Here is a 16,020-nt window from a genome sequence, read left to right on the forward strand (position 1 = left end):
GCATGCAGCCGGAAACCGTCCGCCTCGGCCCGTCGCAGCGCGCGGACGCATGGGAAGAGCTGACCGACACACAGTTCGACGTCGTGGTCGTCGGTGGGGGAGTCGTCGGTGCGGGCGCCGCGCTGGACGCCGCGACGCGTGGCCTGAGGGTCGCGCTCGTCGAGGCCCGCGACTACGCGTCGGGCACGTCGAGTCGGTCGTCGAAGATGTTCCACGGCGGTCTGCGGTATCTCGAACAGTTCGAGTTCGGCCTCGTGCGCGAAGCGCTGCGCGAACGCGAACTCTCGCTCACGAAACTCGCGCCACACCTGGTCAGGCCGTTGCGCTTTCTGTACCCGCTCGAACACCGGCTGTGGGAGCGGCCCTACATCACCGCGGGCATGATCCTGTACGACCGCATGGGCGGCGCGAAATCGGTACCCGCACACCGGCAATTCACGCGCGCGGGGGCCCTGCGCACCGCACCGGGGTTGCGCCGCGATGCGCTCGTCGGCGGTATCCAGTACTACGACACCGTCGTCGACGACGCGCGACACACGATGACCCTCGCGCGCACCGCCGCCCAGTACGGCGCCGTCGTGCGCACGTCCACACAGGTCGTCGGGTTCCGGCACGAAGCCGACCGGGTGTCGGGTGTCCGAGTGCGCGACACCGAGACCGGCGCCGTCGGCGACGTCCGCGGTCACGTCGTCGTCAACGCGACGGGCGTGTGGACCGACGAGATCCAGGCGCTGTCCCATCAGCGCGGCCGATTCCGCGTGCGGGCGTCGAAAGGGGTGCACGTCGTGGTGCCCCGCGACCGTATCGTCAGCGACGCCGCGCTCATCCTGCGCACCGAGAAGTCGGTGCTGTTCGTCATCCCGTGGGGCAGCCACTGGATCATCGGAACCACCGACACCGACTGGCATCTCGATCTCGCACACCCGGCGGCGACACGGGCCGACATCGACTACATCCTCGACCACGTCAACACGATCCTCGTCACGCCGCTCACGCACGACGACATCGAGGGCGTCTACGCGGGGCTGCGCCCACTGCTCGCGGGTGAGAGCGACGAGACGTCGAAACTGTCCCGCGAGCACGCGGTGGCGCGCGTCGCGCCGGGCCTGGTGGCGATCGCGGGCGGCAAGTACACCACCTACCGGGTGATGGCGAAGGACGCGGTCGACACTGCGGCCCAGGACATTCCGGCGCGGGTCGCGCCGTCGGTCACCGAGAAGGTGCCGCTGCTCGGGGCCGACGGCTATTTCGCGCTCGCGAACCAGACGATCCGGCTCGGCGAGGAGTACGGCGTGCACCCGTACCGCATCGAGCACCTGCTCGACCGGTACGGCTCGCTCGTCGACGACGTCCTCTCGCTCGCGGCCGACGCGCCCGAGGTGCTCGCCCCGCTCGCCGGTGCGCCGTCGTACCTGCAGGTCGAGGTGGTGTATGCGGTGGCCGCGGAAGGCGCACTGCATCTCGACGACATCCTCGCCCGGCGCACCCGGATCGCGATCGAATACGCGCATCGCGGAGTCGACTGTGCCGAGCAGGTCGCGGCGCTCGTCGCGCCGGTACTCGGGTGGGACGACGCGACGCGCGAGCGCGAGGTGCAGACCTACCTTGCGCGCGTGCGCGCCGAGGTCGAATCGCAGAAGCAGCCCGACGACGAGTCGGCCGACGCGCTGCGGGCCGGGGCGCCCGAGTCGCGGGCCGAACTGCTCGAGCCCGTCACCCCCCTGTGAGCGATCCAGGCGTACCTGGACTCGTCAAGTGCTCACAAGGCAATACAGTGGGGGCGAACGGAAGGGGAACGGTGGACCTGCACGCACGCCGCGAAGCTCGGCGCGAGGCCCTGGTCGTCGCGGGAATCGAGTTGCTCGGGGCCGCCGACGGGCCCTCGGTGAGTGTGCGCGCGGTGTGCCGCGCGGCCGGGCTCACCGAACGCTACTTCTACGAAAGCTTCGACGACCGCGACGCGTTCGTCCGCGCCGTGTACGCCGAGGTCGGTGAGCGGGCACGGTCGGCGCTCGTCGACGCCGTCGGTTCGACGACCACGCCGAGTGAACGCGCCGAACGGGCCGTCGGTGCGTTCGTCGAGATGATGGTCGACCACCCGGCCGCGGGCCGTGTGCTGCTGGTGGCGCCGCTGTCCGAGCCCGCACTCAGCCGTCGCGGCCTCGAACTCATGCCCGCCTTCGTCGAACTCGTGCGCGAACAACTCGAAGCCGTCGCCGACCCCGTGTCTCGGCAACTCGTCGCGGTCGGCGTGGTGGGAGCTCTCACGACCCTGTTCATCGGATATCTGGACGGCACGCTCGACGCGTCGCGACAGCAATTCGTGTCGCATTGCGTCAGTCTGGTGATGCAAGCGAACCGCCGAGAGTGAGGTGTGCATGCCGTTCCAGAAAACGGAGGACGACCCGAGCCGTCCGGAGCCCGTGCTGAAGGTTCTCGACAGCAAGTTCTTCCAGCTCGAATCGGACTTCGTCTACGTGCACGGCAACACTGCGGTCCACGTGCCGAGCGGCCACCCCCGGATGCTGCGCACCGACCTCGCCTCCGTTCCCGCACCGCTGCACGGCCTCGTGACGCCGTACGGACGCCAGGTGCTGCCCGCGATCCTGCACGACGACCTGTGCAGGCGCGCGATCGCGCACGAGGACGGTAACGAGTACCGCAGGCACGCCGACGAGATGTTCCGGCTCGCCTTGATCGACGAAGGTGTCGGCCCCTTCCGGAGCCGCGTGCTGTGGCTCGGCACCGAAATGGGACGCCTGTGGACGTTCACCGAGTGGCAGCGATTCGCGATGATCGGCACCCAGGTCCTCGGAATGCTGTTGTGGGTGGTGGGGATTCCGCTCGCGCTCGCAGGCGGCGTGTGGTGGCTCGCACTGGTGTTCGGCTGTGCGCCGGTCGTGTTGTCCCTGACGTGGCGTCGCGATTTCCCGGTCGCCGTGCTCGGGTCGCTGGTGTTGCCGTTCGTCGGCCCGGCCTACGTGCTCACCGTGGTGATCGCGGCCGTGCTGTGGCTACCCGACGCGGCGTGGTGGCTGCGGCGCGGCCGCAGGACCGAACGCCCGCCGTTCGGGGCGCCGACCAACCGGCTCAGGTAGCCGGCGGCTGGCAGGACGGGCAGTGCACGATCTGCTGCCCCGCGATCTCGCGCGCGACGAGCGGGGTGCCGCATCGACGGCAACGGCGGCCTGCGCGCCCGTACACCCACGGCCTGCGGCGGATCGGATTGTTCTTGTCCGCGTGCATCATCCGGTGCGCGAGACGCACCATTGCGGGCAGGTCACGGACGTTGCGCACCGGGGTGGCCGGGTCGACCCCGCGCAGGAAACACAGTTCGCTGCGGTACACATTGCCGATGCCCGCGAGAGTGCGCTGATCGATCAGCGCGGCGGCGATCGGCTGGTCGCCCGCAGCGCGCAGACGATCGACGGCGACCTCGGGATCCCAGTCGGACCCGAGGAGATCGGGACCGAGGTGGCCCACCACCTCGCTCTCGCGCGTCCGCGGTAGCACCTCGGTGACACCCAGCGCGAACCCTACGGCTTCGAACTCGTCGTTCGCGAGGACGATGCGCGCCTCGTGCGCGGGCCTCTTCCAGCGCCCGCCTGCCGGGTGGACCTGCCACTCGCCTTCCATCTTCAGGTGCGTGTGCACGGTGTGCGCGCCGACTCGGATCAGCAGATGTTTCCCGCGACTCGCGACGTCGTCGACGCGCAGACCGGTGAGATCGACCGCCGCGTACCGCGGCACGCGGATGTCGCACCGTGTGAGCACCCTGCCGTCGAGTGCACGGCGGAGCCGGTTCGCGGTGCGCCACACCGTGTCTCCCTCGGGCACGTCAGCCTCGCAACCGGAATCCGCGTGGCGTGGCCGCGAAACCGCATTCGGTGAGCACGACGCCGAAGTCGCTTTCGTGGATCGAGACCCCGTCGACCTTTTCGACGACGATGCGGTCGATGCGCCGCGCCTTGACGGCGTCGGCAAGCGCGCCGACGGCGGTGCGTGCGACGCCGGGGTCGTCGCCGAACGTGAGCAGGGTGCGCCCACCGCGCTCGACGTAGAGCGCGAGTTCGCCGTCGACCAGTACCACGACGCCGCCCGCCTTGCGGCCCGGCCGGTGGCCGGATTTGTCGTCGCCGCGAGCGGGCCACGGCAGCGCCGCGCCGTACGGATTCGCGGGGTCGCTCGCGGCGAGCACGACCGCGGGCGCGGACCGGTGGCGGCCTTCGATCGAGTCGCCGAAACTGCGCAGCCGGTCGACGACATGTGGTGCCGCGAACTGTGCGCCACCGAGGGTCTCGACGAAATGGCCACGGCGGCAACGCCCGTTCTCCTCGAACCGGGCGAGCACCTTGTACATGAGGGCGAACCCGCCTGGCACGTCCTCGCCGACGACGGCTCCGCGCGTGACGACGCCGTGCCGCTCGAGCAACTGCTCCGCCGTCGCCGACGCGCGCAGCGTCGGATCGGCCTCGCGCTCGGGCAGCGCGGACCACCGGCCCGACACCGTGGGAGGCCCCCCGCGCGACGGAAGCGTGCCGACGCGGTACGACCGCGCGCGCGGAGCCCGACGCGCGCTGCGATGAGCCGTGGCGCGCCGCGACGTGTCCGACAGCAACGCACGCACCGGCGCGAGCGTGTCGCCCGCGACGTGCCCGAGCCACACGAGCTGCCACAGGGCGTCGGCCAGCGCCGTGTCGCTCTCGCTCGAGTCGGCGAGCCGACAGCCCGCGCCCACCGAGTCGGCGAGCTGCCGGAAGAAGTAGGCTCCACCACCGGCGAGGGTGTCGAGGACCGCGCGCTGCAGGTCCGTGAGATCGGCCTCGCCGGGCGGCGCGAGGGTGAGCGGCGCGCTGTCGGCGAGGTGCAGGCTGAGCCACCCGTCCTTGCCCGAGATCGCGCCCGCACCGGACCACAGCACCTCGCCGCTCGCGGTGAGCTCGTCGAGCATGGCGGGCGAGTAGTCGGCGACCCGGCTGGGCAGCACGAGCGATTCGAGCGCCGACGCGGGCACCGGTGCGCCCGCGAGCTGTTCGACGACCGTGGCGACGCCGTCGACTCCGCGCAGCCCGCCGCCGACGTGCTGCCATACGGGCAGGAACCGCCCCAATGTCGCGGTGCCGACCGGCTCGACCTCCTGGCGTGCCGCGGCGAGCGAGCGCCTGCGCAGGCGACGCAGCACCTCGGCGTCGCACCACTCCGTACCTGCGCCGCCCGGCCGGAAATCGCCTTCCACGACACGTTTCGCGGCCGCCAGTCGCGCGAGCACGTCCCGCGCGACGGCGGGCCCGATGCCGAAGCGCGCCGAGACGTCGGCGAGGGTGAACGGACCGTGCGTGCGGGCATAGCCGCTGACGAGGTCGCCGAGCGGGTCGTCGACCGGTTCGATGAACGCAGCGGGCACACCGATCGGTAGCGGCACACCGAGTCCGTCGCGCAGGCGTGCGGAGTCCTCGACCGCGGCCCACCGGTCGGCACCCGCGAACGACACGTACAGCGCGCGCTTGGAGGCGACGAGCTCGTCGAGCCACGGCTTCGGGTCGGCGACGGCGCGCTGCGCCACCTCGTCGGTGGAGAGCGGCCCGAGCAGGCGCAACAGATCGGCGACGCCCTCGACGTCCTTCGCGTGCCGCTCGGGCACGAGCCGCTGCAACTCGAGTTCGGCGCGTTCGACGACGTCCGCGTCGAGCAGCTCGCGCAACTCGACGCGCCCGAGCAGCTCCGACAGCAGCGTCGAATCGAGCGAGAGCGCGGCGGCGCGGCGCTCGGCGAGCGGACTGTCGCCCTCGTACATGAACTCGCCCACGTAGTTGAACAGCAACGACGCCGCGAACGGTGACGGCGACGCCGTCTCGACCTCGACGAGCCGCACCTGTCTGCGGGCGACACGGGTGAGCAGCGCGTGCAGGGCAGGAAGGTCGTAGACGTCCTGCAGGCACTCGCGCACCGTCTCGAGCAGGATCGGGAAGGTGGGATAGCGCTGCGCGACGTCGAGGAGCTGTGCCGAGCGTTGGCGCTGCTGCCACAGCGGTGCGCGTTTGCCGGGATTGCGACGAGGCAACAGCAGTGCGCGCGCCGCGCACTCGCGGAAGCGCGACGCGAACAGGGCCGAGCCGCCGACCTGTTCGGTCACGATGTCGTCGATCTCGTCGGGATCGAAGACGAACAACTCGGCGCCCGGGGGAGTGTCGTCGGTGTCGGGCAGACGCACGATGATGCCGTCGTCGGATGCGGTGGCGTTCGAGTCGACGCCGAGCCGCTCCTGCAGCCGTGCGCTGACCGCGAGCGCCCACGGTGCGTGCACACGCTGCCCGTAGGGCGAGTGCAGGATCACCCGCCAGTCGCCCAGCTCGTCGCGGAACCGTTCGACGACGAGCGTGCGGTCGGTCGGCACCTGGCCGGTGGCCGTGTTCTGCTCGTCGACCAGGCGCAGCAGGTTCTCGGTGGCGTTGACGTCGAGACCCGAGTCGAGGCAGCTCGCGGCGACGTCGGCGCGGTCGCCGTGTGCGACCTCGCGGAGGAATCCGCCGAGTGCCTCGCCCAGTTCGGCGGGCCGGCCGGGGCCGTCGCCGTGCCAGAACGGCAGCCGGCCCGGCATGCCGTACGCGGGGGAGACGAGCACGCGGTCGTAGGTGATCTCCTCGATACGCCAACTGGTCGCGCCGAGCGCGAAGACGTCGCCGACGCGTGACTCGTACACCATCTCCTCGTCGAGTTCGCCGACGCGAGAGGACTTCTCGCCCACCATGTACACCGCGAACAGGCCGCGGTCGGGGATCGCGCCGCCCGACGTGACGGCGAGTCGTTGCGAGCCGGGCCTGCCCGTGAGCACGTTCGCGTCGCGGTCCCACACCAGCCGGGGACGCAACTCGGCGAACTCGTCCGACGGGTAGCGGCCCGCGAGCAGGTCGAGGGTCGACTCGTAGGCCGAGCGTGGCAGGGTCGCGAAAGACCCGCTGCGGCGGACGATCTCGAACCACTCGTCGACGTCGACGGGTTCGAGCGCGGTGGCCGCGACGGTCTGCTGCGCGAGAATGTCGAGCGGATTGGCGGGGATCTCGAGCGCTTCGATCTGCCCGCGCTCCATGCGCTGCACGATGACCGCGCAGTGGACGAGGTCGGTGCGGTGTTTGGGAAAGACGACCCCGCGCGAGATCTCGCCCACCTGGTGGCCCGCGCGGCCGACCCGCTGCAGCCCGCTCGCGACCGAGGGCGGCGCCTCGACCTGGACCACGAGATCGACTGCGCCCATGTCGATTCCGAGCTCGAGGCTGCTCGTCGCGACGACGCACCGTAGCCGCCCCGATTTCAGGTCGTCTTCGATGAGCGCGCGCTGATCCTTGCTGACGGACCCGTGGTGGGCTCGCGCGAGCAGCAGTTCGCCCCCGTAGTTGACCTCGGTGGGCGACCCGAGCTGCGCGGGCGGTGCGGCGTGGCGGTCGACGTCGCCGCCGATGCGCTCGGCGTACAGCTCGTTGAGGCGCGCGGTGAGCTTCTCGGCGAGCCGCCGCGAGTTCGCGAACACGATGGACGACCGGTGGTCGAGGATCAGATCGACGATCTGTTCCTCGACGTGCGGCCAGATCGAGCCGGCCTGCGGGGTGTCCGAGGTCGACCCGGCGTCCGGCTCGGCGAGCCCGAGTTCGGTCATGTCCTCGACCGGGACACGCACCGTGAGGTCGAACGTCTTGGGCGCCGGGGGTGCGACGACGCGCACCGGAGCCGACGCGCACAGGAAATGGGCGACGGCGTCGTGCGGGCGGACGGTGGCGGACAGGCCGATGCGCTGCGCGGGACGCTCGAGCATCGCGTCAAGGCGTTCGAGCGACAGCGCGAGGTGCGCGCCTCGTTTGGTACCCGCGACGGCGTGCACCTCGTCGACGATGACGGTGTCCACGCCTGCAAGCATGTCGCGCGCCGACGACGTGAGCATGAGGAACAGCGACTCCGGCGTCGTGATCAGGATGTCCGGCGGGTTGCGCAGCAGTGCCCGCCGCGTGGCGGGCGGTGTGTCGCCGGAACGCACCCCGACGCTGACCTCGGGCGGTTCGAGGCCGAGCCGCTTCGCGGTCTGGGTGATGCCCACCAGCGGCGCGCGCAGGTTGCGTTCGACGTCGACACCGAGCGCCTTGAGCGGCGAGATGTAGAGCACCCGCGAGCTGCGGGCCTGGGGTCGGCCGCTCTCGGGCTCGGCCGTGAGCCGGTCGAGCGACCACAGGAATGCCGAGAGCGTCTTGCCCGAGCCGGTGGGCGCGACGACCAGGGTGTGCGCACCGCTCGCGATGGACTCCCACGCGCCCGCCTGCGCGGACGTGGGCGAGGTGAACGCACCCTCGAACCACTGGCGTGTGGCTTCGGAGAATCGGCGCAGGACATCGCTCACCCCTCCAGTGTGCCCGCGCACACCGACACGATCAGCGGCTTCAGGATCAGGTGGGCTACAGGACCGCCCCCGGGTTGAGGATGCCGGCCGGATCGAGCGCGTGCTTGATGCGCCGGGTGAGCTCCATGACGTCGGGTCCGACCTGGTCGGGCAGCCACGCCTTTTTCAGACGGCCGACTCCGTGCTCGCCCGTGATGGTGCCGCCGAGCGAGATCGCGAGATCCATGATCTCGCCGAACGCGACATTCGCCCGGGCTGTCTGATCCTCGTCGGTGGGGTCGTGCACGATCAGCGGATGGGTGTTGCCGTCGCCTGCGTGGGCGATCACGGCGATCAGCACGTCGCGCTGCGCCGCGATCGCCTCGATGCCCTCGATCAGGGCGGGCAGCGCAGGCAGCGGCACGCCCACGTCCTCGAGCAGCAGCGGTCCGATGCGCTCGACTGCGGGGATCGCGAAACGTCGTGCCGCCGCGAATGCTTCGCCCTCGTCCGGGTCGTCCGTCGCGAACACCTCGCTTGCGCGGCAGTCGGTGAACGCGCGTGCGATCGTCTCGATCTCCCGGGTACGCTCGGCGCCGCCGGCATCGGACTGTGCGATCAGCATCGCGCGCGCCGAACGGTCGAGGCCCATCTTCATCGCGTCCTCGACCGCACCGATCGCGGCGGCGTCCATGAACTCGAGCATCGCGGGACGCATGACCCGGGTGACCGCGAGGATCGCCTCGGTCGCATCGCGGACCGTGGCGAACGACGCGACCACGGTGCTCGCCTGCGGTTGGGCGGGCACGAGCCGCACGATGATCTCGGTGATGACGCCGAGCACGCCCTCGCTGCCGACGAACATCTTCGTGAGCGAGAGCCCCGCCGAGTCCTTGAGCCGCGGCCCGCCCAGACGCAGGGCGGTGCCGTCGGCGAGCACGACCTCGAGGCCGAGGATGTAGTCGGTGGTGACGCCGTACTTGACGCAGCACAGACCGCCCGCATTGGTGGCGGCGTTGCCGCCGATCGAACAGATCTCGAACGACGACGGATCCGGCGGGTACCACAGTCCGTGCTCCGCGACGGCCTTCTTGACCTCGGCGTTGAGCAGCCCCGGTTGCACGACCGCGGTGCGCGTGACGGGATCGACGTCGATCGAGCGCATCGCCTCGGTGCTCAGCACGATCCCGCCGTCGACGGCGGTGGCGCCGCCCGACAGGCCCGATCCGGCGCCGCGTGGCACGACCGGCACACCGTGCTGCGATGCCCACCGCATGACCGCCTGCACGTCCGCGGTCGACCGGGCACGCACGACCGCGAGCGGTCGCCCCGCCTCGGGATCGCGCGCACGATCGCGTCGATAACCTTCGGTGACGTCGGGATCGTCGACGACGCTCGACGCGTCCTCGAGGACATGTCGCAGCGTGGCGACCAGATCGGCGGTGGCGGTCATGTCAGAACCGTGTCGTGCGTCACGCCGGTTGTCAACACTGCCGGGCCGCCCGGCTCACCCGAATTCGACACCCTGCGCGAGGGGCAACTCGGTGCCGTAGTTGATCGTGTTGGTGGCACGGCGCATGTACGCCTTCCACGCGTCGGAACCCGATTCGCGGCCGCCGCCGGTGTCCTTCTCGCCACCGAACGCGCCGCCGATCTCGGCGCCCGACGTGCCCAGGTTGACATTCGCGATGCCGCAATCGGATCCGTCGGCGGCCAGGAAGCGCTCCGCCTCGCGCTGGTCGGTGGTGAAGATCGCCGACGACAGGCCCTGCGGCACGTCGTTGTGCACCGCGATCGCGTCGTCGAAGGTCTCGTAGGCCATGACGTAGAGGATCGGCGCGAACGTCTCGGTCCGCACGATCTCGCTCTGCACCGGCATCCGCACGAGCGCGGGTGTGACGTACCACGCGGTGTCGCCGACGCGCTCGCCGCCGATCACCACGGTGCCGCCCTCGTCGCGGGCCCGTGCGAGGGCGCTGCACATCGCGTCGTAGGCGTTCTCGTCGACGAGCGGACCCACGAGGGTGGACGCGTCGAACGGATCGCCCACCGGTAACGACCGGAACGCGGCCGCGACACGGTCGACGAGTTCGTCGACGATCGACGTGTGCGCGACGACGCGCCGCAGCGTCGTGCAGCGCTGGCCCGCGGTGCCTGCGGCCGCGAACACGATGGCGCGGACCGCGAGGTCGAGATCGGCCGACGGGGCGACGATCGCGCCGTTGTTGCCGCCGAGTTCGAGCACGCACCGGCCGAACCGTGCCGCGACGCGCGGTGCGAGCGCGCGGCCCATCCCCGTCGACCCGGTCGCGCTCACGAGTGCGACGCGTCGATCGTCGGCGAGTCGCTCGCCCACGTCCCGCCCGCCGACGAGCATCCGGTGCACGTCCTCGGGGGCGCCGGTGTCGCGGGCGGCGCGGCGCAGCAGTGCGTCGCACGCGAGCGCCGTCAACGTGGTGCGCTCGGACGGCTTCCACACCACTGTGTCGCCGCACACCAGCGCGACGGCCGTGTTCCACGACCACACCGCGACGGGGAAGTTGAACGCAGACACGACGCCGACGACACCGAGCGGGTGCCACGTCTCCATCAGTCGATGCTCGGGCCGTTCGGAAGCCATTGTCCTGCCGTACAACTGACGTGAGAGGCCGACGGCGAACTCGCAGATGTCGATCATCTCCTGCACCTCGCCGAGCGCCTCCGACGCGATCTTGCCCGCTTCGAGGGTCACGAGTTCGGCGAGATCGGCCTTGTATTCGGTGAGCAGCTCGCCGAGCCGGCGAACGGTGGCGCCACGCACCGGCCCGGGCACGGTGCGCCACTGCCCGAACGCGTGCGTCGCCGCGTCGAGTGCTGCGTCGACGTCGGCGGTCGACGACCTCGTGAACTCGGCGAGTACGGACCCGGTGATCGGTGTGACCGCCGTCGCGGGCGGACCGGAGAAGCCGGACCCTCCGGCCGGAACAGCGGCGCCGATGCGGCCGAGGGCGGCGTGTGCCCGGTCGCGCAGGGCGCGGGGAGCGGGCAGAGGGGGTCCGAGAGTCGATGCGGGACAGGGATCGTGCGGCGTCACGTCGTGATCCTTTCGTGCGGTACCGGATTCGTGCACGGGCAGGCCTTGCCGGGCGTCTTCGGAGTCGGTACGGAACGGGAAAGTCCGTTCGGGACACCGGGTCCGCGGGCTGCGCTAGCCTGCCGGGATGGATTCTTCACGGACCGACGGGCGGGGGAGCGCCCTCGACGACATCGACCGTGTCCTGCTTCGCGAGTTGGTTGCCGACGGGCGGTCGACGCTCGCGGCCCTCGCGGACAAGGCAGGGCTGTCGGTGTCGGCCGTGCAGTCCAGGGTCCGGCGTCTCGAGGCGCGCAAGGTGATCGAGGGCTACACCGCTCGCGTCGATCCCGAGGCGCTCGGCAATGCGTTGTCGGCGTTCGTGGCGATCACCCCTCTCGACCCGTCGCAACCGGACGACGCTCCCGCGCGGCTGAGTGCACTTCCCGAGATCGAGGCGTGCCACTCGGTGGCGGGCGAGGAAAGCTACATCCTCCTCGTGCGGGTGGCCTCGCCCCGTGCACTCGAGCATCTGTTGCACGAGATTCGCACGACGGCGAATGTGCACACCCGCAGCACGATCATCTTGCAGACATTTTACGACCGACATTGATCGACACCGGTAGATTTACGTGAAACACGGGCCGTTGACGCAATTCCACGCATATCCTGGTGGCATGACTGCCACGGTCGCGAGTGCCGTCCCGGCGGGCCGGGTGCGGGAGATCCTCGCGCGGAACATGCTCACCGACGGCTTCGACCTGGTGCTCGACCTGCGGCGTTCGCACGGCACGACGCTGGTCGACGAGCGCGACGGCACCCGATACCTCGACATGTTCGGGTTCTTCGCCTCGTCGGCTCTCGGCACGAACCACCCCGCGTTGGCCGAGGACGCGGGGTTCCGGGACGAACTCGCGCGCGCTGCCGTGAACAAGCCGAGCAATTCCGACGTCTACACGGTCGCGATGGCGGAGTTCGTCGCCACCTTCGAGCGGGTACTCGGCGATCCCGCGCTTCCGCACCTGTTCCTCGTCGACGGTGGCGGGCTCGCGGTCGAGAATGCGCTCAAGGTGTGCTTCGACTGGAAGAGCCGCATGGCGCAGCAGCAGGGCCGCGACCCGGCACTGGGCCGCTCGGTCCTGCATCTGACCGAGGCATTCCACGGCCGCACCGGCTACACGATGTCGCTCACCGGCACCGACCCGGTCAAGACCGAGCGCTTTCCCGTCTTCGACTGGCCGCGCATCGACGCGCCCTATCTCGCCGACGGGCGCGACACCGACGCGGCCGAACGTCGTGCGCTCGCGCAGGCCGAGGCGGCATTGCGCGAGCGCGGCGACGACATCGCGTGCTTCGTCGCCGAGCCGATCCAGGGGGAGGGCGGCGACCATCATTTCCGTCCGGAGTTCTTCCAGGCGATGTACCGGCTGTGCCGGGCGCACGACGTGTTGTTCGTGTTCGACGAGGTCCAGACGGGGTGCGGAATCACCGGCACGAACTGGGCGTACCAGCAGATGGGCGTCCAGCCGGATGTCGTCGCCTTCGGCAAGAAGACGCAGGTGTGCGGCATCATGGCCGGGGGCCGGGTCGACGAGATCCCCGACAACGTGTTCCGGGTGTCGTCGCGTCTCAACTCGACGTGGGGCGGCAATCTCACCGACATGGTCCGGGCCCGGCGGATCCTCGACGTGATCGAGCGGGACGGCCTGGTCGCGCGCGCCGCCGAGACCGGCGCGTATCTGCTCGCGCGGCTCGACGATCTCGCCGCGCGTCGCCCCGAGGTCACCGAGCCACGCGGACGCGGCCTGATGTGTGCGTTCACCTTGCCGTCCGCCGAGCGGCGCGACGACGTCGTTGCGCGGCTGCGCGCCGACGAACACGTGCTGATCCTGCCGACCGGGCAGCGCGGCATCCGGTTCCGGCCGCCACTCACGGTGACGACTGCCGCGCTCGACCGTGCGGTCGAGTCGATCGACCGCGTCCTCGCAGGGTGAGAACTGCCGCGTAACCCAGGGTGCCGAGCACGGCGCCCACGGCATCGGCTGCGAAATCCCACGGGGATCCGGACCGGCCGAGCGGAGCGATCGCACCCTGCGCCACCTCCGACAACGCCCCGAACACGACGATCCACGAGAGCGTCGCGGCCGCGGACAGTCCGGCGAAACGGGACGTCGCCGCGAGGACCGCGAACATCGTCGCGTGCACCAGCTTGTCCGAGCCGTCGGCGCCCTGCGGGGTTGCCGACGCGGGCATGAACAGCACGATCAGGACGGCGATCGTGCACACGACGAGCGGAAACCGCCGGAGCAGCGCCGCCCGTGCCGGTGCCGTCATCGGTGTCGGCGGTGGCCGCCGTGCAGCAGCGTGCCGGACAGCGGGATCAGCAGGAAGAACAGCCACGCGTGGTCGATCGGGACGGTGAAGAACAGGGCGAGCGCGACGAGCGGCATGACCGCGACCGCGGTGCGCCGCCAGGTGCGCTCGCCGTCGGTGCGCGCCGGACGCTCACCCGACATGCGTGCCGGCGCGTCCGACGGCAGGTCGGTGAAGAGCTTGTCGAGGTCGCCGCGCGTGCGCGCGTGCGTGACCTGCGCGCTGCGCTCGTCGAACTCCGCGACGGTGAGGCGTCCGGCCGCGAAATGAGTGCTGAGCTCGTTCAACGCGCGATCGCGTTCGGCCGTGCCGATACGGACCTCGGGGGCATCGGACATGGGTTCACACTACTGCGTGCGTTCACGTGCCGGAACCGACGAGAGCGGCCGTGCACCTTCGGGTGCACGGCCGCTCTCGCAGTCGAGGGACCGGCTACTTGATCTCGGCGAGCACGGTGCCCTGCGTGATCGCAGCGCCCGCCTCGACCGCGAGACCCGAGACGGTGCCCGCCTTGTGCGCGGTGACCGGGTTCTCCATCTTCATGGCCTCGAGCACGGCGATGAGATCGCCCTCGGCCACCTCGTCGCCGTCTGTGACCGCGACCTTGACGACGGTGCCCTGCATCGGAGCGGTGACCGAGTCACCCGACGCCGCGCCGCCGTGCGCGCCGCCGCGCGTGCGCGCCTTGGGCTTCTTGCGCACGACGCCCGCGCCGGAGCCGCCGCCCGCGCCCAGCGTGAACTGGCCCGGTAGCGACACCTCGACGCGACGGCCGCCGACCTCGACGACGACATTCTGCCGCGGCAGGGCGTCGTCCTCGTCGATCGGCTCGGCGCCGGTGAACGGCGGGATGGTGTTGTCCCACTCGGTCTCGATCCAGCGCGTGTGGACGTCGAACTTCGTGCCGTCGCCGATGAACGCGGGATCGTCGAGCACCGCACGGTGGAAGGGGATGACCGTCGCGAGACCCTCGACGGTGAACTCGGCGAGCGCGCGGCGTGCACGACGCAGCGCCTCGTCGCGGTCGGCGCCGGTGACGATGAGCTTGGCGAGCATCGAGTCGAACTGGCCGCCGATGACGCTGCCGGACTCGACGCCCGAGTCCAGGCGGACGCCCGGACCCTCCGGGGGATCGAAGGTGGTGACCGGGCCGGGGGCGGGCAGGAAGCCGCGACCGGCGTCCTCGCCGTTGATGCGGAACTCGAAGCTGTGGCCGCGCGGCGTGGGGTCCTCGGTGATCGAGAGCTTCTCGCCGTTCGCGATCTTGAACTGCTGCAGCACGAGGTCGACGCCCGACGTCTCCTCGGTGACCGGGTGCTCGACCTGCAGGCGCGTGTTGACTTCGAGGAACGAGATCAGGCCGTCCTGGCCGACCAGGTACTCGACCGTGCCCGCGCCGTAGTAGCCGGCCTCGCGGCAGATGGCCTTGGCCGACTCGTGGATCTGGGCCCGCTGCTCGTCGGTGAGGAACGGCGCGGGTGCCTCCTCGACGAGCTTCTGGAAACGACGCTGCAGCGAGCAGTCGCGGGTGCCCGCGACGACGACATTGCCGTGCGTGTCGGCGATGACCTGGGCCTCGACGTGGCGGGGCTTGTCGAGGTAGCGCTCGACGAAGCACTCGCCTCGGCCGAATGCCGCGACCGCCTCGCGCGTGGCCGACTCGAACAGCTCGGGGATCTCCTCGATGGTGCGCGCGACCTTCATGCCGCGGCCGCCGCCGCCGAATGCAGCTTTGATCGCGACCGGGACGCCGTACTCGCGGGCGAACTCGACGACCTCGTCGGCGTTCTTGACCGGGTCGGGGGTGCCGGGAACGAGGGGAGCGCCTGCCTTCATCGCGATGTGGCGGGCGGTGACCTTGTCGCCGAGGTCACGGATGGACTGCGGCGACGGGCCGATCCAGATCAGACCCGCGTCGAGCACGGCCTGAGCGAACTCGGCGTTCTCCGACAGGAAGCCGTAGCCGGGGTGGATCGCGTCGGCCCCGGACTTGCGGGCCGCGTCGATGATCTTGTCGATGACGAGGTAGGACTCGGCGGACGTCGAGCCGCCGAGGGCGAACGCCTCGTCCGCGAGCCGGACGAAGGGCGCGTCGGCATCGGGGTCCGCGTAGACGGCGACACTGCCGTAGCCCACGTCCCGAGCCGCACGGATCACCCGTACTGCGATTTCGCCGCGATTGGCGACGAGCACCTTCGAGATCTGCGCGTTCGCATGACTGGGCACTGAGCCT

12 protein-coding genes are annotated in these 16,020 nt (G+C 70.7%); 5 read left to right on the top strand and 7 right to left on the bottom strand.

From position 1 onward, the window contains the following. The first annotated feature begins 2 nt into the window (after positions 1-2). The 3 genes from HCA44_RS03660 to HCA44_RS03670 all read left to right on the top strand — a co-directional run bounded on the left by HCA44_RS03660 (position 3) and on the right by HCA44_RS03670 (position 3,098). Positions 3-1,727 carry a glycerol-3-phosphate dehydrogenase/oxidase gene (locus tag HCA44_RS03660; RefSeq protein ID WP_169647351.1) on the top strand — a complete coding sequence of 575 codons (1,725 nt, stop codon included), beginning with the start codon at positions 3-5 and terminating at the stop codon, positions 1,725-1,727. A 71-nt stretch (positions 1,728-1,798) separates the two neighbouring features. Next, positions 1,799-2,371: a TetR/AcrR family transcriptional regulator gene (locus HCA44_RS03665; protein WP_169647161.1), complete on the top strand. Its 573-nt coding sequence runs from the start codon at positions 1,799-1,801 to the stop codon at positions 2,369-2,371. Positions 2,372-2,378: 7 nt separating this feature from the next. Next, positions 2,379-3,098 carry a DUF1353 domain-containing protein gene (locus HCA44_RS03670; protein ID WP_169647162.1) on the top strand — a complete coding sequence of 240 codons (720 nt, stop codon included), beginning with the start codon at positions 2,379-2,381 and terminating at the stop codon, positions 3,096-3,098. On the opposite strand, the gene HCA44_RS03675 is transcribed toward HCA44_RS03670, so the two are convergent. From HCA44_RS03675 to HCA44_RS03690, 4 genes are read right to left on the bottom strand one after another with little or no spacing between them, the layout of a single operon-like run. Beyond that, positions 3,091-3,837 carry a DNA-formamidopyrimidine glycosylase family protein gene (locus HCA44_RS03675; protein WP_169647163.1) on the bottom strand — a complete coding sequence of 249 codons (747 nt, stop codon included), beginning with the start codon at positions 3,835-3,837 and terminating at the stop codon, positions 3,091-3,093. The two genes, HCA44_RS03670 and HCA44_RS03675, sit on opposite strands and share 8 nt — an antisense overlap. Position 3,838: 1 nt before the next feature. Continuing rightward, entirely contained in the window at positions 3,839-8,383 is a 4,545-nt protein-coding gene (locus HCA44_RS03680; protein ID WP_169647164.1) for an ATP-dependent helicase, read from the bottom strand. Positions 8,384-8,438: 55 nt separating this feature from the next. Continuing rightward, a complete protein-coding gene (locus tag HCA44_RS03685) occupies positions 8,439-9,815 on the bottom strand; it encodes an FAD-linked oxidase C-terminal domain-containing protein (RefSeq protein ID WP_169647165.1) in 1,377 nt (458 codons plus the stop codon). Between the two features lie 54 nt (positions 9,816-9,869). Beyond that, complete coding sequence (locus HCA44_RS03690) at positions 9,870-11,390, bottom strand: aldehyde dehydrogenase family protein (protein WP_169647352.1); 1,521 nt, start codon at positions 11,388-11,390, stop codon at positions 9,870-9,872. 172 nt (positions 11,391-11,562) lie between these two features. Between HCA44_RS03690 and HCA44_RS03695 the strand changes: the two genes are divergently transcribed. Together HCA44_RS03695 and lat are read left to right on the top strand one after the other, a co-directional pair. Next, positions 11,563-12,027, top strand: coding sequence for an Lrp/AsnC family transcriptional regulator (locus HCA44_RS03695; protein ID WP_169647166.1), 465 nt, complete (start codon positions 11,563-11,565; stop codon positions 12,025-12,027). 64 nt (positions 12,028-12,091) lie between these two features. Beyond that, on the top strand, positions 12,092-13,408 hold the full coding sequence (gene lat / locus HCA44_RS03700; protein ID WP_169647167.1) for an L-lysine 6-transaminase: 1,317 nt from the start codon (positions 12,092-12,094) through the stop codon (positions 13,406-13,408). Here lat and HCA44_RS03705 read toward each other — a convergent pair. From HCA44_RS03705 to HCA44_RS03715, 3 genes are all read right to left on the bottom strand, one after another. Beyond that, entirely contained in the window at positions 13,344-13,748 is a 405-nt protein-coding gene (locus tag HCA44_RS03705; RefSeq protein WP_206037643.1) for a VanZ family protein, read from the bottom strand. The genes lat and HCA44_RS03705 overlap by 65 nt on opposite strands. Then, positions 13,745-14,125, bottom strand: a complete 381-nt coding sequence (locus HCA44_RS03710) for a DUF1707 domain-containing protein (RefSeq protein ID WP_169647168.1) — start codon at positions 14,123-14,125, stop codon at positions 13,745-13,747. The genes HCA44_RS03705 and HCA44_RS03710 overlap by 4 nt, the downstream gene beginning before the upstream one ends. A gap of 94 nt (positions 14,126-14,219) precedes the next feature. Further along, positions 14,220-16,013, bottom strand: coding sequence for an acetyl/propionyl/methylcrotonyl-CoA carboxylase subunit alpha (locus HCA44_RS03715; RefSeq protein ID WP_169647169.1), 1,794 nt, complete (start codon positions 16,011-16,013; stop codon positions 14,220-14,222). Between the last annotated feature and the right edge of the window lie 7 nt (positions 16,014-16,020).

Origin of the sequence: Rhodococcus sp. HNM0569, from assembly GCF_012726205.1 — a bacterium.
Lineage (GTDB): Bacteria > Actinomycetota > Actinomycetes > Mycobacteriales > Mycobacteriaceae > Rhodococcus_F.

What these genes read in the sequence shown, in the direction of transcription:
- HCA44_RS03660 (WP_169647351.1), top strand. Translation starts at nt 3, where the DNA reads ATGCAGCCGGAAACCGTCCGCCTCGGCCCGTCGCAGCGCGCGGACGCA.
- HCA44_RS03710 (WP_169647168.1), bottom strand. Translation starts at nt 14,125, where the DNA reads ATGTCCGATGCCCCCGAGGTCCGTATCGGCACGGCCGAACGCGATCGC.
- HCA44_RS03670 (WP_169647162.1), top strand. Translation starts at nt 2,379, where the DNA reads ATGCCGTTCCAGAAAACGGAGGACGACCCGAGCCGTCCGGAGCCCGTG.
- lat (WP_169647167.1), top strand. Translation starts at nt 12,092, where the DNA reads ATGACTGCCACGGTCGCGAGTGCCGTCCCGGCGGGCCGGGTGCGGGAG.
- HCA44_RS03695 (WP_169647166.1), top strand. Translation starts at nt 11,563, where the DNA reads ATGGATTCTTCACGGACCGACGGGCGGGGGAGCGCCCTCGACGACATC.
- HCA44_RS03685 (WP_169647165.1), bottom strand. Translation starts at nt 9,815, where the DNA reads ATGACCGCCACCGCCGATCTGGTCGCCACGCTGCGACATGTCCTCGAG.
- HCA44_RS03705 (WP_206037643.1), bottom strand. Translation starts at nt 13,748, where the DNA reads ATGACGGCACCGGCACGGGCGGCGCTGCTCCGGCGGTTTCCGCTCGTC.